The organism is Hyperthermus butylicus DSM 5456, assembly GCF_000015145.1.
GTDB classification, from domain to species: domain Archaea; phylum Thermoproteota; class Thermoprotei_A; order Sulfolobales; family Pyrodictiaceae; genus Hyperthermus; species Hyperthermus butylicus.
On record NC_008818.1, the window covers coordinates 536,072 to 557,700 of the forward strand.

27 protein-coding genes and 1 pseudogene are annotated in these 21,629 nt (G+C 53.8%); 20 read left to right on the forward strand and 8 right to left on the reverse strand.

Annotated elements, in window-relative coordinates:
* Positions 1–12: 12 nt before the first annotated feature.
* Complete coding sequence (locus tag HBUT_RS02915; RefSeq protein WP_011821740.1) at positions 13–747, reverse strand: creatininase family protein; 735 nt, start codon at positions 745–747, stop codon at positions 13–15.
* Between the two features lie 117 nt (positions 748–864).
* On the opposite strand from HBUT_RS02915, the gene HBUT_RS02920 reads away from it, so the two are divergent.
* The 4 genes from HBUT_RS02920 to thiI all read left to right on the forward strand — a co-directional run bounded on the left by HBUT_RS02920 (position 865) and on the right by thiI (position 3,676).
* Positions 865–1,095, forward strand: coding sequence for a ribbon-helix-helix protein, CopG family (locus HBUT_RS02920; protein WP_048061410.1), 231 nt, complete (start codon positions 865–867; stop codon positions 1,093–1,095).
* A gap of 47 nt (positions 1,096–1,142) precedes the next feature.
* Entirely contained in the window at positions 1,143–1,421 is a 279-nt protein-coding gene (locus HBUT_RS02925) for a PIN domain-containing protein (protein WP_011821742.1), read from the forward strand.
* Between the two features lie 336 nt (positions 1,422–1,757).
* Positions 1,758–2,501 carry a HesA/MoeB/ThiF family protein gene (locus HBUT_RS02930; RefSeq protein ID WP_011821743.1) on the forward strand — a complete coding sequence of 248 codons (744 nt, stop codon included), beginning with the start codon at positions 1,758–1,760 and terminating at the stop codon, positions 2,499–2,501.
* Between the two features lie 8 nt (positions 2,502–2,509).
* Positions 2,510–3,676, forward strand: a complete 1,167-nt coding sequence (thiI, locus tag HBUT_RS02935) for a tRNA uracil 4-sulfurtransferase ThiI (RefSeq protein ID WP_011821744.1) — start codon at positions 2,510–2,512, stop codon at positions 3,674–3,676.
* Here thiI and HBUT_RS02940 read toward each other — a convergent pair.
* On the reverse strand, positions 3,654–4,295 hold the full coding sequence (locus HBUT_RS02940) for a hypothetical protein (protein ID WP_011821745.1): 642 nt from the start codon (positions 4,293–4,295) through the stop codon (positions 3,654–3,656). The genes thiI and HBUT_RS02940 overlap by 23 nt on opposite strands.
* A 446-nt stretch (positions 4,296–4,741) precedes the next feature.
* Here HBUT_RS02940 and psmA point away from each other — a divergent pair, with 446 nt between their 5' ends.
* The 12 genes from psmA to HBUT_RS03000 all read left to right on the forward strand — a co-directional run bounded on the left by psmA (position 4,742) and on the right by HBUT_RS03000 (position 12,147).
* Positions 4,742–5,446: an archaeal proteasome endopeptidase complex subunit alpha gene (gene psmA / locus HBUT_RS02945; protein WP_083756398.1), complete on the forward strand. Its 705-nt coding sequence runs from the start codon at positions 4,742–4,744 to the stop codon at positions 5,444–5,446.
* Positions 5,447–5,449: 3 nt separating this feature from the next.
* The gene (locus HBUT_RS02950) at positions 5,450–6,163 is read left to right on the forward strand and encodes a ribosome assembly factor SBDS (RefSeq protein ID WP_011821747.1); all 714 of its coding nucleotides are present in this window, start codon (positions 5,450–5,452) and stop codon (positions 6,161–6,163) included.
* Between the two features lie 7 nt (positions 6,164–6,170).
* The gene (gene rrp4, locus HBUT_RS02955) at positions 6,171–6,890 is read left to right on the forward strand and encodes an exosome complex RNA-binding protein Rrp4 (RefSeq protein ID WP_011821748.1); all 720 of its coding nucleotides are present in this window, start codon (positions 6,171–6,173) and stop codon (positions 6,888–6,890) included.
* A gap of 3 nt (positions 6,891–6,893) precedes the next feature.
* Positions 6,894–7,661 carry an exosome complex exonuclease Rrp41 gene (rrp41, locus tag HBUT_RS02960; protein WP_011821749.1) on the forward strand — a complete coding sequence of 256 codons (768 nt, stop codon included), beginning with the start codon at positions 6,894–6,896 and terminating at the stop codon, positions 7,659–7,661.
* 3 nt (positions 7,662–7,664) lie between these two features.
* Entirely contained in the window at positions 7,665–8,651 is a 987-nt protein-coding gene (rrp42, locus tag HBUT_RS02965) for an exosome complex protein Rrp42 (protein ID WP_011821750.1), read from the forward strand.
* A gap of 52 nt (positions 8,652–8,703) precedes the next feature.
* Entirely contained in the window at positions 8,704–8,970 is a 267-nt protein-coding gene (locus HBUT_RS02970; protein ID WP_011821751.1) for a 50S ribosomal protein L37ae, read from the forward strand.
* Between the two features lie 96 nt (positions 8,971–9,066).
* Positions 9,067–9,717, forward strand: coding sequence for a Brix domain-containing protein (locus HBUT_RS02975; protein WP_011821752.1), 651 nt, complete (start codon positions 9,067–9,069; stop codon positions 9,715–9,717).
* A complete protein-coding gene (locus HBUT_RS02980; RefSeq protein ID WP_048061411.1) occupies positions 9,650–9,904 on the forward strand; it encodes a KEOPS complex subunit Pcc1 in 255 nt (84 codons plus the stop codon). The genes HBUT_RS02975 and HBUT_RS02980 overlap by 68 nt, the downstream gene beginning before the upstream one ends.
* Before the next feature lie 4 nt (positions 9,905–9,908).
* Positions 9,909–10,289, forward strand: a complete 381-nt coding sequence (locus HBUT_RS02985) for a prefoldin subunit beta (protein ID WP_011821753.1) — start codon at positions 9,909–9,911, stop codon at positions 10,287–10,289.
* Between the two features lie 118 nt (positions 10,290–10,407).
* Entirely contained in the window at positions 10,408–10,749 is a 342-nt protein-coding gene (locus HBUT_RS02990; protein ID WP_011821754.1) for a hypothetical protein, read from the forward strand.
* Positions 10,664–11,731, forward strand: a complete 1,068-nt coding sequence (locus tag HBUT_RS02995) for a DHH family phosphoesterase (RefSeq protein ID WP_011821755.1) — start codon at positions 10,664–10,666, stop codon at positions 11,729–11,731. Before HBUT_RS02990 ends, HBUT_RS02995 begins: the two co-directional genes overlap by 86 nt.
* Positions 11,732–11,748: 17 nt before the next feature.
* Positions 11,749–12,147 (forward strand): hypothetical protein, encoded by a 399-nt coding sequence (locus tag HBUT_RS03000; protein WP_011821756.1) that lies wholly within the window; start codon positions 11,749–11,751, stop codon positions 12,145–12,147.
* Here HBUT_RS03000 and HBUT_RS03005 read toward each other — a convergent pair.
* Together HBUT_RS03005 and HBUT_RS03010 are read right to left on the reverse strand one after the other, a co-directional pair.
* Positions 12,144–12,317 carry a 50S ribosomal protein L40e gene (locus HBUT_RS03005; protein ID WP_011821757.1) on the reverse strand — a complete coding sequence of 58 codons (174 nt, stop codon included), beginning with the start codon at positions 12,315–12,317 and terminating at the stop codon, positions 12,144–12,146. The two genes, HBUT_RS03000 and HBUT_RS03005, sit on opposite strands and share 4 nt — an antisense overlap.
* A gap of 3 nt (positions 12,318–12,320) precedes the next feature.
* Positions 12,321–13,448 (reverse strand): MFS transporter, encoded by a 1,128-nt coding sequence (locus tag HBUT_RS03010; RefSeq protein WP_338034158.1) that lies wholly within the window; start codon positions 13,446–13,448, stop codon positions 12,321–12,323.
* A gap of 99 nt (positions 13,449–13,547) precedes the next feature.
* Between HBUT_RS03010 and HBUT_RS03015 the strand changes: the two genes are divergently transcribed.
* Positions 13,548–14,783 (forward strand): DNA double-strand break repair nuclease NurA, encoded by a 1,236-nt coding sequence (locus HBUT_RS03015; RefSeq protein ID WP_011821759.1) that lies wholly within the window; start codon positions 13,548–13,550, stop codon positions 14,781–14,783.
* On the opposite strand, the gene HBUT_RS03020 is transcribed toward HBUT_RS03015, so the two are convergent.
* Genes HBUT_RS03020 through HBUT_RS08845 form a run of 3 tightly spaced genes read right to left on the reverse strand, consistent with a single transcriptional unit; the run spans position 14,780 to position 18,061 of the window.
* Positions 14,780–16,345, reverse strand: a complete 1,566-nt coding sequence (locus HBUT_RS03020; protein WP_011821760.1) for an ATP-binding protein — start codon at positions 16,343–16,345, stop codon at positions 14,780–14,782. The two genes, HBUT_RS03015 and HBUT_RS03020, sit on opposite strands and share 4 nt — an antisense overlap.
* Before the next feature lie 51 nt (positions 16,346–16,396).
* Positions 16,397–17,581 (reverse strand): class I SAM-dependent rRNA methyltransferase, encoded by a 1,185-nt coding sequence (locus HBUT_RS03025; RefSeq protein ID WP_083756286.1) that lies wholly within the window; start codon positions 17,579–17,581, stop codon positions 16,397–16,399.
* Positions 17,582–17,596: 15 nt separating this feature from the next.
* Positions 17,597–18,061: a small multi-drug export protein gene (locus tag HBUT_RS08845; protein ID WP_011821762.1), complete on the reverse strand. Its 465-nt coding sequence runs from the start codon at positions 18,059–18,061 to the stop codon at positions 17,597–17,599.
* 128 nt (positions 18,062–18,189) lie between these two features.
* Here HBUT_RS08845 and HBUT_RS03035 point away from each other — a divergent pair, with 128 nt between their 5' ends.
* On the forward strand, positions 18,190–19,140 hold the full coding sequence (locus tag HBUT_RS03035; RefSeq protein WP_011821763.1) for a DNA glycosylase family protein: 951 nt from the start codon (positions 18,190–18,192) through the stop codon (positions 19,138–19,140).
* Here HBUT_RS03035 and HBUT_RS03040 read toward each other — a convergent pair.
* Positions 19,130–19,792, reverse strand: coding sequence for a TIGR00266 family protein (locus tag HBUT_RS03040; RefSeq protein ID WP_011821764.1), 663 nt, complete (start codon positions 19,790–19,792; stop codon positions 19,130–19,132). The genes HBUT_RS03035 and HBUT_RS03040 overlap by 11 nt on opposite strands.
* A 62-nt stretch (positions 19,793–19,854) precedes the next feature.
* Between HBUT_RS03040 and HBUT_RS03045 the strand changes: the two genes are divergently transcribed.
* Both HBUT_RS03045 and HBUT_RS03050 read left to right on the forward strand, forming a co-directional pair.
* Complete coding sequence (locus HBUT_RS03045) at positions 19,855–20,607, forward strand: RAD55 family ATPase (protein WP_011821765.1); 753 nt, start codon at positions 19,855–19,857, stop codon at positions 20,605–20,607.
* A 144-nt stretch (positions 20,608–20,751) separates the two neighbouring features.
* Positions 20,752–21,384: pseudogene (locus tag HBUT_RS03050) on the forward strand (cation efflux transmembrane domain-containing protein); the annotation flags it as partial.
* Positions 21,385–21,629 lie beyond the last annotated feature (245 nt).

A 21,629-nucleotide genomic window follows, 5' to 3' on the forward strand; every position in this document is an offset into this window, starting at 1 on the left:
AATAAATGGTAGCTACCCCCCGGGAGGTTTCTTGGCTGTAGTTTTAATTGTTGAGATTAGCTCTGCTACGGCCTCCTCCAGAAGTGTCTCGCCCAGCTCTTGTGACGCTGGCACTGGCTGGTCTGGGTACAGTCCTGGGACGTCCTCGGCTATCCATGGCTGGATGGGTGTTCTGTGGTTTGAGCTGTGGAGGATGCTCAGTACGGTGTCTATGTTCTCTTCCTTCAGCCAGGATCCCTTGTAGCCGCAGGCTAGCAGTATGCTTGCCTCGACGGGGTCGGCGTGAAGTATGCCTGGCTTGAGCCCGTAGCGTTTCTGTAGTGTATCCTCTACTACCTGCCAGAAGCTGTAGACTAGCACGGGTCTCCCAGTTGTCCTCCTAGCGTATCTGGCGGCGATGTAGGCTGCGTGGAAGGCACCACCATGAAACACAGCTATGACGACTGATCCCGTGTATGCTAGGATCTCGTTTAGTAGGTCTACGAGGTACTCTATGAACACGCTGGGACGCACACCGAGCCGCGGGGGCTCGTGCTCCACGCAGACAGAGTATGGGATGACTGGTAGAATAGCAATACCGTCGGCCCCCTCTACTGAGGTCTTGACGCGCTGTACTACGCAGTCGGCGATCAGGACGTCGGATGCTAACGGGAGAACGCCATGGTTTTCGACGGAGGCGACGGGGAGTAGCGCAACGGACGCCCTGCAATATGCGTTGCTGCTATAGGGGCTACAAACCCGTGCCAAAGGGGCTCAGCCAGCACCTACACCTGGTTCAGGCTAAATTATGGGTAACACACTCCTTGGGCATGTGCTGGGTTTATACTGGGCTACCGATAGCTGCCTACCTGGGTGGTCTACCCGGTGAATAGGTATGTGACCGTGTCTGCTAAGATACGCCGCGAACTTAAAGAGGAGGCCGAAAGGCTCGGTATAGACTTCTCTGAGGTTATAAGAAGGGCTATAGAGGAGGAGGTTAAGCGGAGGAAGCTCCAGCTACTTCGTGAGAAGCTTAACGGTCTGAGAGGCGCCCTGGAAAAAATTGATGTTGAAGAAATTGTGGAGCTAATTAGGAGGGATCGTGAGGAACGTTAGCGTCTTGCGGGGCAAAGGTCTGCTCTTCGATGCATCATCGCTAATCTATGCTATTAAGAAGGATAAGGCTGGAGCTGCTAGCGGACAATTATATCCAGTGGCTTACAATCTATGAGGCACTTAATGCTGTGTGGAAGGAGGCGATGCTGCTTCACAGACTGATCCGTGAGGAGGCTGCAGGTCTTGCAGAGGTTATAGCAGAGTTGGCAGGGTTAATGCGCGTGCTAGATCCACGGGGCAGCGAGCTAGAGATAGTGGAGAGGGCACATGAGCTAGGCTTGACAGTATACGACGCATCATATGTTGTTTTAGCGGAAAAAGCATAACCTGATACTCGTAACAGAGGATAGGCGGCTTAGGCAGCGAGCTTCAAAACTAGTGGAAGCTAAAAGCCTGGAAGAAATATCCTAGCACTTTTCACAAGGAGAAAGACTGTGATGATGCCGTCCCAGTCTGAGCCCAGATGTGCGATGAAGATCTCACGACGAGCTGAGCTTCGATGCTTGAAACCATACTGGCAAGATGGAAACAAGATGGTAATCAGTGTCTAGTTGTAGGTTGTGGTGTTCTGTAGGTTTGATGTACTTGGCAGCCGTCAGGAATATCGGGTTGTGTATGCCCAGAGGCTCTAGTTGGGGCCTGGCTGGTTTTGGGTGCTGCTTATGCCCGGCGAGAAGTTGTCCAGCGAGGAGCTGGCTAGGTATGATAGACAGCTACCACTGTTTGGTATTGGGGGCCAGGCTAAGCTTAAGAATGTAAGTGTCCTAATCGCTGGCGTTGGTGGGCTTGGATCGTTCGAGGCTATGTATCTTGCTGCGCTTGGTGTTGGTAGGCTTGTTCTAGTGGACGCTGATTATGTTGACATTACTAATCTTAACAGGCAGGTGCTCTACTGGACTGAGGATATTGGTAAGCCGAAGCCCTACCCGGCGGCTGAGAAGCTTCGCCGTCTCAACCCGAATGTTGAGGTTGTTGTTGTTAGGGAGCGTATAACGCCGGAGACGGCGTCCAGGCTTGTGAAGGACGTGGACGTGGTTATTGATGGGCTTGATAACTGGGAGACGAGGTTAATTCTCGACGAGGCAGCGTATCGGGCGGGTAAACCATACATCCATGCTGGTGTCTATGGGTTTCAGGGCCAGGTTGTAGTTGTAGTACCTGGTGAGACGCCCTGTCTGCGGTGTCTACTTCCGCCTTTTCTACGTACGCCAGAGCGCATAATAGCAATTAGCCCCGTGGTGGGTATTGTGGCTGGCATAGTAGTGATGGAGCTGGTAAAGCTTGTAACGGGGATTGGTCGCTCAAATAAGGGAAGAATGATAATAGTTGATACGTATAACATGGAGTTCATGAACGTAGAGCTAAAGCCCCGCAAGGGGTGCATGTGTCCCGAGCCTGGGGTGTAAGCTAGGCCGTGGAGTATGAAAAGCTGGTACTTGCAGCGCTTTCCGGCGAAATAGTGTTGAAGTCAGAGCGTACAAGGCCTAGGTTTGAGCAGAGACTAGTTGAGAATATCCATGATGCCCTTAGCCGCAATAATGTGTCGTGCAAGAGTATCGCCATAGAGTATGCAAGGCTGCTAGTTAGGGACTGCAGCGACTACGATAAGGCGCTGGATACGCTGCTCCGAGTCTTCGGTGTCCACGGCGCAGCAATAGCCTACAGCTTCAAGCACAGTGGGAGCCTCGACGAGATAGCGGTAGGGGTACGAGAAATCGCGGCTGAATGGGTGAAAGGGCGCAAGTTCGCGGTGCGCGCCAGGCGTAGTGGTGTCGAGGGCTTCACAAGCCTGGACATAGCTAGGCGTGTAGGCGCAGAGCTCTACCCCTACTCGGCGGGCGTAGACCTAGAGAAACCCGAGGTGGAGGTATACGTTGAGGTTAGAGGACGCCAAGTCTACGTCTACCAGGGCATGAGGCCTGGGCCTGGCGGGCTCCCCGTAGGCGTTGAGGGCCGGGCTCTCGTTCTCTTCTCCGGCGGCCTAGACTCTCCAGTTGCGGCATGGTATACGGCTAAGAGGGGCGTCGAGGTTGACCTTCTCCACTTCATACTAGCTGTTCCAGCATCAGCCAGGGATGCCGAGCGTGTCGGTAGGAGGCTAGCAGAACTATGGCTCTACGGGTATAAGCCAAAACTGTTCCTCGTAGACTTTAGGCCGGTAACAGTAACGATAGCTTCAAACACTAGGAGAGGCTATGAGCAGATAGTGCTAAGGCTAGCAATGTACTATGCAGCACAGCTAATAGCCGAGAAGCACGGATATGACGCGGTGGTTACAGGCGAGAGTATAGGCCAGGTTTCAAGCCAGACCCTCAAAAACATGAAAGCGATGGCCCAGGCCTTACCCCTGCGCCTCCCCCTCATAAGGCCCCTGGCTGGCATGGATAAGGAGGAGATAGTAACGGTGTGCAGGAGGATAGGAGTCTACGAGGAAGCAGCAAAAACCAAGGAGTACTGCCAGATAGCGAGAGGTCTAGCAATAACTAGAGCAGACCCAAAGATTCTGAGCGAAGAGTTCGAAAAGGTAAAAGATATTGTTGAAGCTTCACTAGCCACGCTTAAAACTGTCGATCTCGCCTAGCCTCATAATACCTAGCGTGTGGATCGGAGAGTATGGGTGATGGATCAACAATAAGCTCCTCGAGCTTCTGTGCGGGTCTAAACACGACACCCTCAACAAGCCTTGGCGCTCCATGGTTAGCGGCTAGTACTGGGACAACGATTTTCGGCTTCACAAGCAGCTCCAGGGCATAGTTACCCTCTGCAATTCTCCTAGCCTGCCTAGCAAGCTTGGCAGCTATCGCTTCAAGTCTTTCTCCTGCCTCCCCCATTCTAACTATATGAATTGCAAATACTATGCCGTCGCGTCTAGCAACTATATAGTCTACATGTGGTATGCTGGAGACCCTCACTACGCTTGCAACTACTCTTCGAAGGCCGCGGAGCCTAGAGAGGACCTCTTCGACGAGACTGCCACGCTCCAGCGGTTCGGGCTGTGACTCGAAGCCCGTATAGCAGGCTATGTCACCGGAGACTAGGACTATGCCACGGGCTTCAAGCTCGTCAAGTGCCTCTCTAACCTCGCTCAGGGAGAGCCTTGCCCTAGCAGCTATCGTTGCCAGTGAAAGACAGCCCCGGCCGCGCTGGCTAGACTCTCGCAGTACACGCAGCACCCTCGATGCGTGGTCCCGGCCTGGCATACACTACTACCCCGCTATTATGCCTGGAAAGTGGTCAGCAATGAGGCCTCCAGTCATCGCTCCCCAAGCTCTTCACGAAGGACGCGGTCATCATACCCAGGTGCTGGGTAGAGGAGCGCAGGCCCCCTCATCCAGCTGGGCGTCCACAGCGCCCTGTTGGGGGCCCGGCGGCACCCGAGAGGCCCCGGCCACCTGGTATACAGTAAGTCGCAGGTTTCCGGTTTTAGTCTTGGAGTGCTGGGGGCCTCTGGGGCGAGAAGACTCCGCATCCCTTGTTGCTCTACGGTTTTCGGACTCGTCTTCACCGGCCCCCAAGTAGCACTAGGATGGTGGTTAGTGTAGCTATACGCTTTATAGCCTAGGTAAGGCTTTTTACGCGTAGGCCTGGGTTTACGGCTTGATTGGAGGTGTAATGTGCAGTGTCGTTCCCGGCTCCACCAGCGATGATGGGGTATGACCGTAGTACAGCGATGTTCTCTCCTGATGGCCGGCTATTCCAGGTAGAGTATGCTATGGAGGCTGCTAAGCGTGGCTGGACGATGGTGGGTGTTAGGGCTCGCGACGGTGTGGTGATCGTTGCTGAGAAGAAGAAGACAAGCCCGCTAATCGATATTGAGCAGCTGGAGAAGGTCTACATGGTTGACGAGCATATAGGAGCTGGTTTTGTAGGGTTCGGCAGTGATGGTCGCGTGTTGATAGACTATGCTAGGCAGCTAGCGATACAGTACAAGTTCATCTATGGCGAGAAGATACCAGTTGAGTACCTTACCAGGCAGATCTGTGACCTAATGCAGCTCTACACCCAGCATGGTGGCGTGAGACCCTTCGGTGTGACACTGCTGATAGTCGGTGTAGATGATAGTGGTCCCAAGCTATTCGTTGCAGAGCCGAGCGGCCAGTACATGAGCTATAAGGCTCATGGTCTTGGCCAGGGTGGTGGCCAGGCTATAGAGATCCTGCAGCGCGAGTACAGGGACGACATAGATGTTGAGGGCGCAATACTCCTGGGCATAAGGGCTGTAGCATCTGTAATGGAGGGTAAGCCTACGCCGGAAACCCTAGAGGTTGGTGTAGCGGATACTAGGACTGGGAGGTTTAGGAAACTGACTAAAGAGGAGCTATTAAAGTATATAGAAAAGCTTGGTGCCTAGAGAATGCCGCGGAAGGGCAGGGGCGAGCACGAGCCTGTAGTTGCGAGGCTTGAGGTTGCAGGTAAGCGTTTCGAGGTTCTCGTAAACCCGGACCTTGCTTTTGAGTATAAGCAAGGGAAGCAGGTTAGCCTTGAGGACATGGTTATTAGCGACGCTGTCTACACTGATCTGCGTCGAGGCTTGAGAGCATCACCTGAACTCCTACGCAAGGTTTTCGGCACTGATGACGTGGTAAAGATTGCGGCTGAGATTGTACGTCGTGGAGAACTACAGCTCACTGCCGAGCAGAGGAGGAGGCTGATAGAGGCAAAGAAGAAACAGATTATAAGCTACATAGCCCGCAACGCCATAGACCCGAAGACCAAGCTTCCAATTCCACCCGCTAGGATAGAGGCTGCTATGGAACAGGCGGGCGTAGGTGTAGACCCGTTTAAGAGTGTAGAGGAGCAAGCCCAGCTCATAGTCAAGGCTATAAGCAGGATTATCCCGATAAAGATTGCTAAGGCGCTTCTAAGAATAGTTGTGCCGCCCGAGTACTCGCCGAGAGTTGCTGGTGCACTGCAGAAGCTGGGGGAGGTAAAGCATATGGACTGGAGGACTGATGGGAGCCTCGTAGCGGAGCTGGAGATACCCGCGGGGCTTCAGCAGGAGGTTATAGACAAGCTTAACAAGCTCACGCAAGGCAATGTGGATGTTAAGATTGTGAGCGTGGTGTAGCAGGGCCTTGGCCAGGATATATGTGCAGAATAGGAGCATAGTTGTGCCGGGGGATCTCCTGGCTGAGGGCGAGGATGTGGTAGTGGAGTCCATCTTTGTTGAGCGTGTAGGTCTAAAGTACTACGCTACTATAACTGGGCTTGCCAATGTACAGCAGGAGGATGGCAAGTTCAAGGTATCCATTATACCACTCGAGGGAGCCTACATACCCCGCCCAGGCGACATAGTTATAGGGCTTGTAAGGGATATAGGGCTCACTCATTGGGAGGTAGACATCGCCTCGCCCTACAAGGGCATACTCACTGTGCAGGAGGTACTAGATCGCCCCTTTAACCCCGCAACCGATAGCCTGAAGAAGTACCTCGATGTAGGCGACTACATTGTCGCCAAGATAGTAGCTTTTGACCGCGCAAGGGATCCATTACTAACAATCAAGGGTAAGGGGCTCGGCCGCATAGTCGAGGGCTCCATTGTCGAGATTAAGCCCAGCCGTGTACCCAGGGTTATAGGTAAGAAGGGCTCAATGGTGAACATGATTATGCAGGAGACTGGCTGCGAGGTACTCGTGGGCCAGAATGGGAGGATACTAGTTAAATGCCCTAATCGGGAGCTTGAAGAGATAGTAGTACTCTCAATAAAGAAGATTGAAGCCGAGGCTCATACAACGGGGCTCACTGAAAGGGTTAGGGAGTTCATTAGGAGGGAGAGGAGTAGGAGAGGTGTATAACCCATGGCTGGCGGTGCCGGTGAGAAACCCACCCTTATAAGGTGGGAGGAGCGGGACGGCCAGAAAGTAGCTATCCGCCATGATGGTAGGCTGCCGGAGCAGCTCCGCCCCATAAGGATGGAGGTTGGTGTCCTCAGCAATGCTGATGGCTCGGCGCTAGTAGAGTACGGAGGCACCAGGGTTATAGCAGCCGTCTATGGGCCTCGTGAAGCTCATCCCAGACATGTAGCGCTGCCAGACCGTGCCATCATAAGGTGCCGCTACCACATGGCCCCGTTCTCGACGGCTGAAAGGAAGACGCCAGCACCGACAAGGCGCGAGGTTGAACTATCAAAGGTTATTCGTGAGGCGTTGGAGGCTGTTGTTATCTCCGAGCTATATCCTCGCACAGCCATCGATGTCTACATGGAGGTGTTGCAGTCCGATGGCGGCACGAGGACTGCTGCGATAACAGCTGCAAGCCTAGCGCTAGCTGATGCAGGTATAGCTATGAGGGATCTCGTTGCTGGTGTTGCAGTGGGGAAAGTTGATGGAGTCCTGGTACTCGATATAGACGAAATCGAGGATAACTATGCAGAGGCAGACATGCCGGTAGCAATGGCGCCGAGCCTGGATAAGGTTCTACTCCTACAGCTTAACGGTGTTCTAACCCATGACGAGTTTGTAAAGGCGCTAGAGCTTGCCCGGAAGGGTATACAAGTGATCTACAACCTCCAGAAGGAGGCTCTCCGCAAGAAGTATGTCGAGGTAAGTGTTGAGGAGGGTGCATAAGCCATGAGTATCACGCCCTCATTCCAACCAGTTATTCCCAAGCTCAAGAAGCATACTATGGAGACGCTGCTCTCGCGCGGCGTTAGGCTTGACGGTAGGAAGCTGGACGAGACAAGGCCGGTAGAGATAACGCCGGGCTACATTGATAGGGCTGAGGGCTCGGCACTAGTCAAGCTCGGCCAGACAGTTGTATTAGCGGGAGTTAAGACTGATATCGTTGCCCCGTTCCCCGATACGCCTAATGAGGCTGTGCTAGTAGTTCACGCCGAGTTCGTGCCGCTGGCATCGCCAACCTTTGAGCCAGGCCCACCAGACGAGAACGCTATTGAGCTTGCAAGAGTTATTGATAGAAGTCTACGAGAAATCAAGGCTGTTGCGCTGGATAAGCTTGTATTGGAGCCGGGTAAGCATGTGTGGAGGCTCTATGTGGATCTCTACATACTAAACCATGACGGCAACCTATTTGATGCCTCTATGCTGGCAGCAATGGCTGCACTCATGACTACACGGCTGCCAGCAGCAGTTAAGACCGAGGACGGCTACACTGTGGATAGGTCGAAGTTTACAGGCTTGGTGCCAGTGAACCATAAGGTTGTAACGGTAACGATAGCAAAGCTGAGTAATAGGCTCATAGTTGACCCGACCTATGAGGAGGAGCAGGTAGCCGATACAAGGCTCGTAGTAGCGGTTAGCGACGATGGCAGGATTGCGGGTATACAGAAGACAGGTATGGGTGACCTCACCTACAAGGAAGTACTCACTGCGGTAGCTATAGCGCTAAACAAGGCTCAAGTCTACCTCAAAGCTCTTGAGGAGAAGGTTGTTCCCTACCGTGCAGAGCTCGAGAAGAAGCTAGCTGAGCAGGCTGCTGGGGCTACTCCTGCAGCAGCGGTACCGGCACCTGCTAGGGAGCATGAAGAAGTTGTAGAGCAGGCTGAGTCCGCTGGCGAGGAGACCGTTGAACAGAGCTACGAGGAGGAGCGGGACTAGACCTTCAAGGCTTATAAGTTGGCTCTCCTAGAGCCGTGGCGGGGGAACAGCGTTGGCCAGGCGGACGCGCGTCGTAGGCATTGCTGGCAGGTTCGGGCCGCGCTACGGTTCGACCCTTAGGAAGCGCTGGAAAGAGGTTATGGAGCGCCGCTATGCAGACCACGAGTGTCCATTCTGCGGGGTTAAGGGCCACGTCAAGAGGATAAGCGTAGGCATATGGACATGCACAAAGTGCGGAGCCGTATGGGCTGGTGCAGCCTACGTACCCAGAAGCGGGCTCAACAAGCACTTCCCGAGAGTAGTCATACGCGAAGACTAGCCCCAAGCCCGACTTCTTTCCATGTAGAAAGCTCTACCCCTACCTGGTCTTACAGTGATATCGGCAGCTGAGCGGGGACTTCTGGACTGATGGGCTATGGTGCTGGAAAAGCGTGTAACCAGCTATAGGATCCTGGTGACCACCTCTCACCGTCCAACCCAGCGTATAAGGAGCTTTGTCAAGGACTTGGCATCGGTCCTGCCAAACGCGGTTAAAATCAATCGTGGTAAGGCCACTATGCGCGATCTATACTACGAGGCAGCCAGTATTGGTGCAAACCGCGTCGTCATAGTTGCTGGATGGAAGGGTAATCCAGGCTCTATAAACGTCTACGAGCCTGTAGAGCCACCAGACATGGAGCTTAAGCTTATTGCTAGGCTTTTACTTAGAGGCGTTAGATTGTCGAGGGAGACTCCTGGAGCACAACGCTCATATGGAACTTCGAGCCTTGGCGTCTATGTTGAATCAGGCTCCCAGGAGCTAGCAGTACTTGCTGACACACTGATACGCGCGTTTAACGCGAAGCTTATACTCGACCTTGAGAGAGCACATCGTGTCGTGGATGTTGTAGCTGTCATCTCGCCTGGCAGGGATGACTACGTGGCTGAGATAAGGTTCCTATGTACTGGTTCTGGGCGGCAGTGTGGCCCCCTACTGAGGCTCGCGGGGGTAGCGGATAATGTATCGGGTTACAGGCTGCATAGAGCTAGAGCTGCCGGAGGAGAAGGCGCTGCAGGCAGTAGCTAGGGCTTTAGATGTCGAGGCTAGGAACCCGCCAGACCCGCGGAGAGGCCGTGTAGAGGTACGTGTTGAGCCTGGCAAACTAGTAGTCTGTTTCGAGGCACGTGACCTAGCTGCAGCACGTACATTGGCAAACACTTATCTCAGCCTAGCAGCGACAACAGTCGAGGTGGTTGCGGCTACAGGTGGGTAGGGCCTTGGCGCAGCGTCTACCCCCCGAGTTGGAGAACAAGCTTGTCCGGCTACAGACGCTACAAGCACAGTACAATAAGATACTGCAGGAGAGGGCTACGGTGGAGAGCGAGATAGCCGAAACACAGCGCGCAATAAAGCTCATCGAGGAGGCTGGTGAAAACGCACCAGTATATCGGATGGAGGCAAACGTAATGGTAAGGGTTGACCGGGCTAAGCTGCTCCAGGAGCTCAAGGACCGCCTCGAAATACTGGAGCTGAGGCTGCAGAGGCTTAAGAAGCAGGAGGAGGAGATTAGGAAACAGTTAGACACGTTAGCCAAGGAGATAAGGGAGCTACAGACGAAGCTAGCCCTAGGCAAGCAGGCAGGCGCAGGAGCGAGCTAGTATCTCCCCACGAGTTCCTAGGAGGATGGGTGAGCAGACAGTACGTGTTTTTTAGCTGAGAATACCCCTTAAACCCGGGCTCTGTGTCTCCCGTTCCGTTATGTGTAGGGGCCAGTCGTTGCCGAGGGTTATAGACGTCGGGCTTGGCAAGAAGCCGCTGAGCCTCGAGGAGCTAGAGGAGATACTTGGAGAGGTTGAAAGGATGCTTAGCAGGGAGCTTGAGGAGAGGCTTGGCAGGAGGCTGGAAGAGCTAGATATAGTTGTTGAGGGTGTGCTTTCGCCGGACGGTAGAAACCTCCAAATACTAATTGATGTGAGGGCTACTGGTAGGCTAATAGCGCCCCTATCCTATGACGAGGTGGTGGCTGAGGCTATTGACGCTGCAGCAAAGTGGCTCGAGCGCAGGCTACGTTCCAGACTGGCTAAGGGAGAAGGCGGAGGAGCTGCTAGAGCTAGCTGAGGATGCTGGCACACCTATAGTGGTTACCGGCCACAAAAACGCCGACCCTGATGCCCTCGCCGCAGCCTACGTTATCCGCAACATTCTCCGCTCCCGTGGGCTTGACGCGAGGCTCGTACTGCCTGAGGGTCTTAGCCAACCGAGTAAAAGGGTTGCCCGCGAGATACTCGGTGTAGAGCCTGCAGATGTGGAGGATGAGCCCCCGGAAGAGTCTGCGCTAGCAGTAGTTGTTGACACGGCTTCGCCGGAGCAGCTTGGCAGGCTTGCAGAGTTTGTGCTACAGGTAGACTTCGTAGTGATAGACCATCATGAGAGTAATAGGCTGGCGGAGAAGGCTGCCTTAGCCATAGTTGATACATCTGCTAAGGCTAACGCCGAGATAGTATACATGATGGCTCGCCACATCTACGGAGTGAATCTCTCAAGACAGGAACTCGAAGTCCTATTGTCAGGCATAGTCTATGATACAAGGCACTTTGTCCTCTCTACAGCGCGTACACTGAGAATAGCAGCTGAACTCATGGAGGCTGGTGCCAGTCTTGAGAGGGTGCTGCGTGCCCTCCAGTCGCCGCCGATGGAGATTGCCGAGAGGATAGCTAGGATAAAAGCTGCCAAGAGAATGCATGCGCTACGTGCTGGCGACTACATAGTGGCTGTTACAAATGTTGGAGCCTACGAGTCAAGTGTAGCCAGGGCGCTGCTCGACCTGGGTGCAGACATGGCGCTCATAGTTTCCGAGCATGGTGATGAGGTGCGAGTCATTGGGAGGGCTCGCAAGAGCATCGTGGAGAAGCTAGATGTACACTTGGGTCGAGACATAATGGAGCCGCTAGGCTCAATGTTCGGGGGAGGCGGTGGAGGACACGCGCAAGCAGCAGGGGCAACTGTTAGAGCTGATCTTGAGAGAGTATACGCCGCCCTATTAGAACTCCTAGAAAAGCTCCTAAAGAGTAAAGGGCTGGAACCACAAGCTCTAGCCTAGAGGGGGTGTGTGGCCTGGTGGTTTCCGATCTCTCCGAGCTAGAGACCATGGTTAGATTGCTCCGGCTCCCATATCGCCGCATGGGGGACAGTGTAGTCGCGAGCTTCTCCGACGAAAAATACGGTGAGATAGGCCTCGTATACACTCTCGACCGGGATACGGGAAGCCTCCGCGTCGCGGCCCCCTTGGACGTGGAGCCTACGAGTGAGGGGTTGCGCGTAATCCTTGAGGAGAACTTCACAAGCACCACATACAAGTATGCCCTAGACTACGAGGGCTTCATAACTGTGGTGTACGATGTTCAAGCTGACTGTGTAAGGGATGTTCGGAAGCTTAGAGAAATAACGCTCTATGTTGTTGAGGGTGCTAAGAGGATCCTGGAGAGGAGTAGGCCGGAGAAGGTGGAGGGAGGTTAGCCCTTCTTCATACCTATCATCGCGCGTTTCGGCCTCAGATTCTTGCTCTTACAGCGCCTACACTTCTTTGCACCTGGCGGGTTTAGCGCTCCACACTTTCTACAGACAAGCTTGTTTAGTACACGTTGGTACACAATTCTCATTGTTTCTGGGTCGCGCGCTGCAACCATGGCTTACCCCCCGGCTCCCCTCTCCACGGGGCCTCTTATAAGGTGCTCTCCGTGGCTTCTTTCTGGAACAACCCTCGAGCCTATAGCTGCAGCTGTGGCTGCTGCGAGGAATGCTGCTACTGCTAGTGCGTTGTAGGTGCTTGTTTCACCTCTGAGCCTTGCGGCTGACAGAAGTACAATGCCGGCAATGCTGTAGGCTGATGATACGGCGGCGGAGCCCATGGCTTCTCCTACGAGTCTTGCGGCATACTTGTAGATGGCTACGTCGAAGAGAGGGTAAAGTGGAAGCAGCCAGACGGCCATGAAGATTGGGCCGTGGGTTGATGCTAGTAGCGGGATGTAGCCGGCATATAATATGAGCACTAGTGGGAGCACACGAGCCTCCCCAATGCGGTCTACGAGGCTGCCAGCGTAGGGCCTAACAGCGGCACCTATGAAGCCGCTCAGAGCTATGCCCAAGGCGTAGCCCAGTCTTTCCATCTCCACGCTGAGCTTAGCCATGTATATTGTGCCCACTATCTCGGTGCCCACAAAGGCCAGGCTAGCTGGTATAATGGCGACAGCAAAGTATCTCAGTCTCGTCAGTCCTTTGCCTCCCTTCCTGCTAGGCCTAGCCTGCGGCATCAAACCTAGCACTAGGTATATCGCGGCTACAATAATGCCTGAAACCACTAGCACCACGTCTGCGCCGACGTAGGCGGCGAGTATCGGTGCAGCTGCGCCGCCCAAGCTCCAACCAATTGTGCCTCCAGCAAGCACTATGCCGAGAGAGCGGGCGCTAAGCCCCGACACGGTGAGGGCGTAGCCCAGAATCTGTGGCCCGGCGAGGCTCCAGGAGAAGCTAGCTATGAGGGCAGCAAGCCAGAGCAGTTCGGGTCTGTGGAGCCAGATACCGGTTAGCGAGAGGAACAATCCCTCAGCAATGCCTAGGAGGAAGATAGGCCTATACCCAAGTCTTTCAGCAAGTATGGCGCCCAGAACACCCGCTATCGTAGGTATAGTCTCGGCAGCAGCAAGCATGACAAGGTACTCGCTACTCCCGCTATAAACCATCCTGGTCAGGGCGAAGTATGCACTCCACCCAGCAACGTGCAGCAGCTGTAGCCCCGCTAGCAGCAGCTCTAGTCTCATCAAGGGGCAGCACCCAGCCACTGATAACACGGCAGGTATACAAGGTGATACAATACGGATAATATTCGTGGGCTTAGGGTTAGGGGGAGTGTGTAGCTATTGGCGTGGGAGCCTCCCGTACCACGTGAACCCACAGCCGAGCCTCCAGTACCACACTTGGCTGAGGAGGAAGAGGAGCTAGAGTTTACCCCGGCGATACGTAGCCTCCTAGAGAAGAGCAGAGACATCGCGGAGGAGATAATAAAGAGGCTAATGGAGTTTCGCGAGCCTAGTGGAGGGAGCGGTGAGAGGCTCTGGGAGAAAATAGAGTCGGTTGTTATACGCGGCCAGCTAGGCTATGAGGAGCCCCTACCAGGCCTAGCAATAGATTCGACATTCCCCATCGACGGTGGCATGGAGCTTATTGGGGGTAGGCTGGTTGCAATAGTAGCAGGCTACGTTAGCTTTGGCAGGCTCCAGGGCAGAATACTGCCGCGGCAATCCTTTGCAAGTGTAAGGCTTGTAGATACTGAGGAGGCATTGAAAACTATCCCCTACCACGCTAAGCTCTACGAGAAGAAGCTGGCCATGAAGCTACTAAAGGCCATTGAGAACGGTGACGCGGATGCGAAGATAATACTGTTCGACGGCGAGCTTGTACCATACGCACTCCTCTTTAAGAGTCCCGAGTCAATAGGGAAGAGCCGCATATTATCAAGGCTATCGACTATAATGCAGAAGCTGCTGGAGAAGGCTAGGGAGCACCGCATAACCCTTGTAGGCGTTGTCAAGAGGAGCTACTCTAAGCTACTAGCAGTCTATACTGGGCGTAGGCTACCATTAAACGATAAGGCTGTTATGAGCCTAGTCCTAGACTACGGCGAATACGCTGTCGTGGGCAGGTTTGGCGACATCCTACCCAGGTACGCTGAGATAATTGCCCGCGAGAAGGGGGTAGACCCGAAGAAGTATAGGAGCATAGTGTCTGTAAACCTTAGCAACTGCCCCGACTGCAGCAACATAGTCGTAGCCTTCTACAAGCCCCACACCAGGACACCTAGCCACCAAGCCGTAAGAGTCGAGGTGCTAGACTTTGGAGGTTATGGGTTAGAGAGGATACTTTCAATGCTGAACAAGCTTACAAACCCCGGGACAGGGCTGCCATACCCTATAGACCTTGTAGACGAGTACATTAGGCTAGAAGCTAGGGTTCTCGAGCTGGTGAGAAGGAAGGTTATAGGCCATATAGCTCAGGTGCTTGATGTGGTTGGTCCGGGAGCGGTAATGCTGCTAGGCCATACTAACCCGGAGAAAAGATACATCTACGAGCCGAGGCGCAGGTTTACAGTAGGCTAAATCTGTACCTCGTCAACTCGTAGCAGCATTGGGCGCCGCAGCGGATTCATGAGGCCGGCCACGTAGAACTCTCTCCTACCCAGCATTGCAAGGCTAGCCTCCGTAACCTTGCCAAGATCCAGGTAGCCTGCTAGCTCCTGCAGGTCGCCCGTAGCCTGGAGCTTCGAGAAGAATACCGTGCCGAGATTGCTCCGGATACTCGTCTTGATATCTCTCGTTATTCTCTGGCTAGCAACGATTATGAAGAACCTCCACTTCCTCCCCTCCCTCGCTATGGTCTCCAACGCGTAGCTGGAAGCTCCACAGTGTTCGCACGCGTAGTTCTGAGCCTCATCCACGACCAGGCCGAGGTTTATCGGCTCCCGCCGCTCAGAGATGATCTCCCACACTGCAGATGCTATTGAGGCTAGTATGCCCCTCTTAACCTCAATATCCCTCTCATCACTTGCATCGAGGACCACCGCGCCAGACGACAACGCCTTCTCAACGATATCCCGAGGCTCATAACCCCTCGTCTTGAGACTGTCGAAGAGCTCTGGCGGCAAGGAGAACCGGGCTAGTAGCCTTAGCTTGGCTAGCGTTGGCGTCTTGAGGTTAAAGGCTTGGCCTACAACACCGAGTATGCCTAGGAACTCGTCGAACCCGCTAGCATTGCTGCCAGCTTGGCTGCTAGGCTGTGTTAGTCTTTTCTGCCGGTATACTGACCCGGTTGTGAGCTGCTGACACTCTGACGCGATGGCGGCTCCTCTGCCCTGTCCAGAGCTGTTGTAGCCATAGGCTGAGGCTGCATAGCACATAGCCGCGACTTCCACGGCATCCCTCTGGGTGCTCTGTAGGCTCCCCATCATCCTTGTGACTATTGATGCTAGTATCTGGGGCTCTATCCTCACGCTACTAGCGCTTATCACTGGTATCCCGAGCTTCTTGGCTAGAGGCACATAGTCCACACCGCTGTGGTCGAAGATTATGAGTTTATAGCCTGCACTAATTAGTTCCTGGATTAGCTTGGCTACAAGCCGGCTCTTGCCCGTACCAGTAGCTCCGAAGACACCTACGTGGTAGTTTATCCAGGCGGTGTCAAGGGGGAGTCTCCACCCGCTATACTTGTGCCTGCCCACGAACACTGGGCTGCTAACAGTGAGAAACTCTGTGAGGGGCTCCGCGTTAGTAAGCCTAAACACCCTGCTACCCGGCGTGGGCGCATAGATATTGCTCTGGAAGCCCTGGCCAGAACTGCACAGCTTACCGTTTAGGCATATGGCGCCGTAGATTTCCACGTATGCGTTGGTGAAAGGCATAACGGTCTCAATGCTCAATGCGTCGGGATGCTCTATGTAGATGTTGTGGATGCTCCTCCGGAGGAAGGGCTCATACCGGGTTATCCACCTAACCACACCGAGCATATAGTAGTCTTCTAGTCTGTGGTCATAGATGACTACCAGGTCCTCCTCGCGTACCTCAAGCTCACGATCCCTGCGCAGTGCTATTGGCGCGAATGCTACGCTGGCTCCACTAAGTACTATACCTACCTCCTCGCCCATCCGCGCTAGTGGTAGAGCCAAGGGGGCTCTCCACAATATAGCCTATAGCGATAATACCTAATAACGAGAAGCCTAGTAGACAAAGGCCATTAACGCCTTGAGGTAGTCTAGGTGTGGCGCTGAAGGCCTTACAGGGTGGTCTGGTGGCATTCCGCGGATACCCCCTACCGGTGTGTAGCTGCGCCCGGCTCTTGCAAAGCTCTCGGCAACAATGCTTGCGAAGTCGCTGCGGGAGAGGTGTGTGCTACAGCTGCTAAGCAGTACTACACCGCCCCTCTCTACAAGGTTTATGGAGGCAGTATAGAGCCTACGGTATGCCTTTACCCCCTTCTCCCAGTCCTTGGGGTCCGGTATGAATGCTGGCGGATCGACTGCTATGGAGGTGAATCTTGTATCCTTCAGTTTCTTCAGTACGGCCCACACGTTATCAGCAATGATCTCCGCAGCGTCTGCTACCTTGTTAAGCTCTAGGTTTAGCTTTAGCAGCTCTATAGCCTTCTCGTCCTCCTCGACGAAGACAGCCCTCTCCGCGCCAGCTACGAGAGCGTGTATTCCGAAGCCACCAGTGTAGCTGAAGAGGTCCAGAACGGTGCCGTGAGCAAGTCTGCCGAAGTCTATCCGGTTCAGCCTTTGGTCCAGGAAGAACCCGGTCTTCTGTCCAAGACGGACGTCCACGTAGAACCTTGCATCCCCCTCCCGTATCACGGTGCGAGTCTTCGTTCCGTAGCGCAGCCCCTCACGCGGCTTGAGGCCTATATCCTTCCGGGTTCTCTGCACGCTCTTCTCGTAGACCGTATTCACACCAGTGACCTCCACGACGGCTTCAACAACCGCGTCCATGTGAATATCCCAGACTATGCTGCTAGACTGTACCACCGCTACGTCGCTGTAGACGTCTACGATGAGTCCGGGGAGGTAGTCGCCGTCGCTGTGCACGAGTCTGTACCCAGCCTCGGGCCCAGCTAGGCCTAGGCGGCGCCGCGCCTCGAAAGCCCTAGAGATAAGAGTCCTAACGGCCTCTCGTGGGCTACTGTAGCTGCAGCCGCCAAGCTCTATGACGCGCAGCGCTACGGGGCCAACAGTATCGTATAGTGCGCAGCCAACAGTCTCTCCCCTTGGAGACTCGACGACCACCAGCTCGCCGGGCTCAAGCCCATGTGGAGCTTCAACCCATTTACGGTAGACCATTAATACGCCCCGGGTCAAGAGCAGCTTCAGTCCCTCACCTCTCACCCGTACCGAGCGCAAGGGCTCCATGGTGCTGGTCCCTCCTCACAGCAGATTCTCAGCGGCGATGAGAGGTGTCGATACTAACACTAGCGAGGCCAGGCCACCAGCGAGTAGGGATACCAGCCTCTCTTTCCTCGTAAACCCCAGTATTAGCGCTACAAGCGAGCCAGTGTACATTCCCGTGAATGGTAGGGGTATAGCGACAAAGGCTGCCAGCCCAAGCGCGCCGTAGCGCTCTACGAGCCCCCTATGCTTCTCTGCGAGCCTTCTAGCCCTCTCGAGGATCAACCATGCAGCTGGCATGCGTGGCCCCATTCTCTCGAGCAACACCTCTAGCTTTTCAACCAGGAGCGAGAGTGCGAGGGAGAGCATGACGACCTCAACAACAGCAATAGCTATGGCTGGCGCTGTGCCAAGCATAGCTGCGAGTAGTAGCAACGTATAGCGCGGCTCGAAGCCAGGCGCAAGCCCCAGCACTATGGCTGTCAAGACGCTGGTGCTGGGCATGATGCGTGCTACCCTACAAGGCATTCTCTGCAGGTGGTAGCCTCTTAGCCGAAACATCAGCAAGGTAAACCGATATATTTCCTCACCAGCACACCATATGTGACAGCAAGCTGTAGGTATGGAGTGCCTTGACTGGGGCTGTGCGTCTAGAGGGGCCAGTTTATAGTCTCGAGCTGCGTTATGATCCGGACAGCTATAGTCCAAGGGACACCATGAGGACCTATAGTTTTGGCTGGATGTACTGGGGTGAGGATAGGGGCTACATAGAGCTGTGTAGGGGCAGCGTAGCCGAGGTATCCTGGTCAGACGCTGTTCTCTCCGTGAGAGTGTTCTCAGAGCCCGGCACGCGTTGCTGGGAGATGGCTATCAACAATATTGCGGGTATGCTGGGCGTTAACGAGGACCTGGCTGAGTACTGGAGGCTAGCGCGTGGCGACCCCCTCGTTGGCGGGCTGGCGGAGTCTATGAGAGGGCTCCGGCTGCGACAGACAAGCATCTGGTATGGCTTTCTCGTAGCAGTCTGCCAGCAGAATGTCAGCTTCCGGCAAGGCTGGAACATGCTGTACAGGCTACACCTCAACGCATCCAGGCGCCTCGTCCTCCCTAACGGTCGTGTCTACCTTGAAACTCCAAGCCCTCAGAACCTAAGCTTCGAAGTGCTACGCTCATCCGGCCTAGGCTACCGAGCTAGGACGGTGTTGAACCTGGTAAGTGCGCGAGCATGGGAGCTAGAGTGCGGCAACCTAGAGGAGGCCCGTAGCGTATTGGGCGTTGGCAACTATACAGTGTCGCTGGTAGAGCTGCTTGCATGCCGCAACTATAGCAGTCTTCTGCTAGACCGGTGGCTTCGCAGGCTTGCAGCCGAGGCGTACAAGGTTTCGGAGCGGGAGGCTGCGAAAGCGCTAACTGAGAGGTTCGGAGAGTGGAGGGGGTTGGCGGCAATACATACAACAATAGCCTTTGATGCTGAGCCTTCGCGGCGGGCGCTTGAGAGGCTTAGAAGGGGTGAAAACAAGCCGGGACGGGTAGAGCCGTCACCCATATCGCTCTGGAAGCATACGCCTCCTGTTAGCTCTTAGGCAGGAACCTAGCTAGAAGCCTGGCGAACGGCGGCAGTATCCTCGTTTGCACGTAGACCGTTGCGGGCCCAGTAACCTCTATGACGAAGCCCTCGCCGCCGAAGAGGAAGGTTTTGAGTCCACCAAACTTTCTCACAGTATACCTTGTATCGGCTGGCATAGCTACGAAGTGGTAGTTGTCGATTACTAACCTCTCTCCAGGACCGACCTCAACCCTCTCAATACCACCATAACTGTTAACCCATACAATTCCATGCCCCTCAACCTTGAGCCAGAACAGCTCACCTTCAGCTATAAGGCCACGGAGCCCCCGAAACGATGCTGTAACCTTTAGGTCACCATAGTGTGCAAGGTAACTCGCATCCTGTATCACCCATTCACCATTAACCTCTATCGTGTCAATATCTCCCGGCAAGCTCGGTGCAAACCATACCTCCGCTCTACTCCTGGCGCGGTATCTGTTAAGGAAGAAGCTTTCACTGCCTGCCAGCTTGCGCAATAAACCCGAGGTAATGCCTCCACTCTGAGTTCTAACCTCAACATCGCCTCGGAGAAGCATCAATGCACCAGGCTCGCTCCAGACTTCCTCACCGGGTTCAAGCTCTACCTTTAGCACAGCATAAGCAGGACGATAGTCTATACGCCATTTCAAACTGCAATCCCTCCAAGACTACGTATTAGGCCTCGGACCTATACATACTAGTGGTGTAAAGTGTGGGAGAACCGAATGTAAAGTTTGGAGTTCCAATACTTGATAAGCTTCTCCCTCGGGGGATTCCTCGTCGCAGCCTCGTCATAATGGTTGGGGATAGCGGTACTGGGAAGTCGTTAATCACCCAGCTCATGGCAGGCAGTTTCCTACAGCGTGGCGAGAAAGTGATATACGTGTGCCTCGACGATGATCCTGAAAGCATTGTCTCCAGCATGGAGTCCCGTGGTATCGAGGCAAGACGTTATGCCCGTGAGGGCAAGCTAATACTTGTGGATGCATATGCTTCACGTTATGGGCTTGAAACGGAGGAGTATGTAGCCGAGAAAATTAGCAGCCTAGACATACATGGTGTTTCATCCATACTAGCAAGACTTGCAGATAACAATGGGATAAGGGACTCGGGGCTGGTGATTCTAGACAGCCTGAACTCTTTCGCCTTCCGGTACGAGCCCTCAATGCTATACGACTTCTTGAACATGCTCAGGGTTAGCCTTGCAAAGAAGAGGGGGATAACGACAGTGGCAACGTTCCATACGCCAACCCAGCTATATGCCGAGATAGCTGCCACACTAGAGCATATGGCTGACGTGTACATAATTATACGCTACCATGAAGAAGCCCTTGAGGCTGGTGTGGCTGTTCGCGAACTACTAATCAAGAAGGCTAAGGGTGTTCCAGTAATGTTTGGCTGGGTTAAGTTCGTAATAACTGATGAAGGTATACTCGAGGCGAAAGTTAGGAAGATTGAAGGATAACAACTCATTGCTCTTACCAGTTACCCAACTATATTATCCCCTTGCACTATTCCCCCAGCCATCCGGTCAAGCCTCTCTGAGCATTCATCGAGTAGTACTATGTCGACAGTATCGCTGCGGTAGGCATGAAGGGTGCAATGTGGAATGGTTAGGAGGCTTGCAGTAAGAAAAATTCTGAGAGCACGTAGGGCTATTCGCGGAGTACTCGTAGTGGCTACCATATCGCTAATCTTGTCCCTACTAGGCCTTGTAATGTATGTCTTCTATGTGCCGTCGGAAGTAATTCTGATGGAGGCCTTTGTATGGCTTATAGAGGCTTTATCATTTGGTAGTCTTGCCCTAGCCTTCAAGATAGCTGCATCGAAAACAGTTACGTATCGTGCACGATACGAGCTGTTGAGGCTTGAAGCACTTGCTGCGCTGATAACGAGTGTAGTTGCTATGTTTGTCACGTCAACAATCATGTATAAGGCTGTAACAGCAGAGCACAGGGAGCCTTCACCAATAATAGTGTCGGTATACCCTTTGGGCAGCGGTATCATGAGCTTCATACTCGAGCACAGGCTGTCAAGGATACTGCGTGGTATGCGCATTAAACTTGTAAGCGTTAGGATGATTGCTGAGAAGCTAAAGCTAGACGTAGTATTTGAGCTGGGTGGCGGCGTAGCAATAATAGCTGCAAACCTGCTAAACTCGGCACTATATGAGACTGTTGCAGCACTAGTAATGAGCGTCTATGTGCTCATGGGTCTTTATGGTATAGCTAGAGAGGCAGCAATGCATCTCCTAGGCCTTGTGCCAAAGAGCGTTCACCGCGACATGGAGGCAAAGGTTAGAGCGTTACTGCATAAGGTTACACGGTACCGTAGGATTAGAAGGCTAAAGCTGGAAAGCTACGGTACATTTAGCGAGGTGGAACTCTGGCTAGAGGCGCCATCATCAATAAGTCTTGGCGAGGCATACTATGAATCGATAAGGATAGCGCGTGAGCTAATACATAACATTCCAGAACTGTTGCGTGC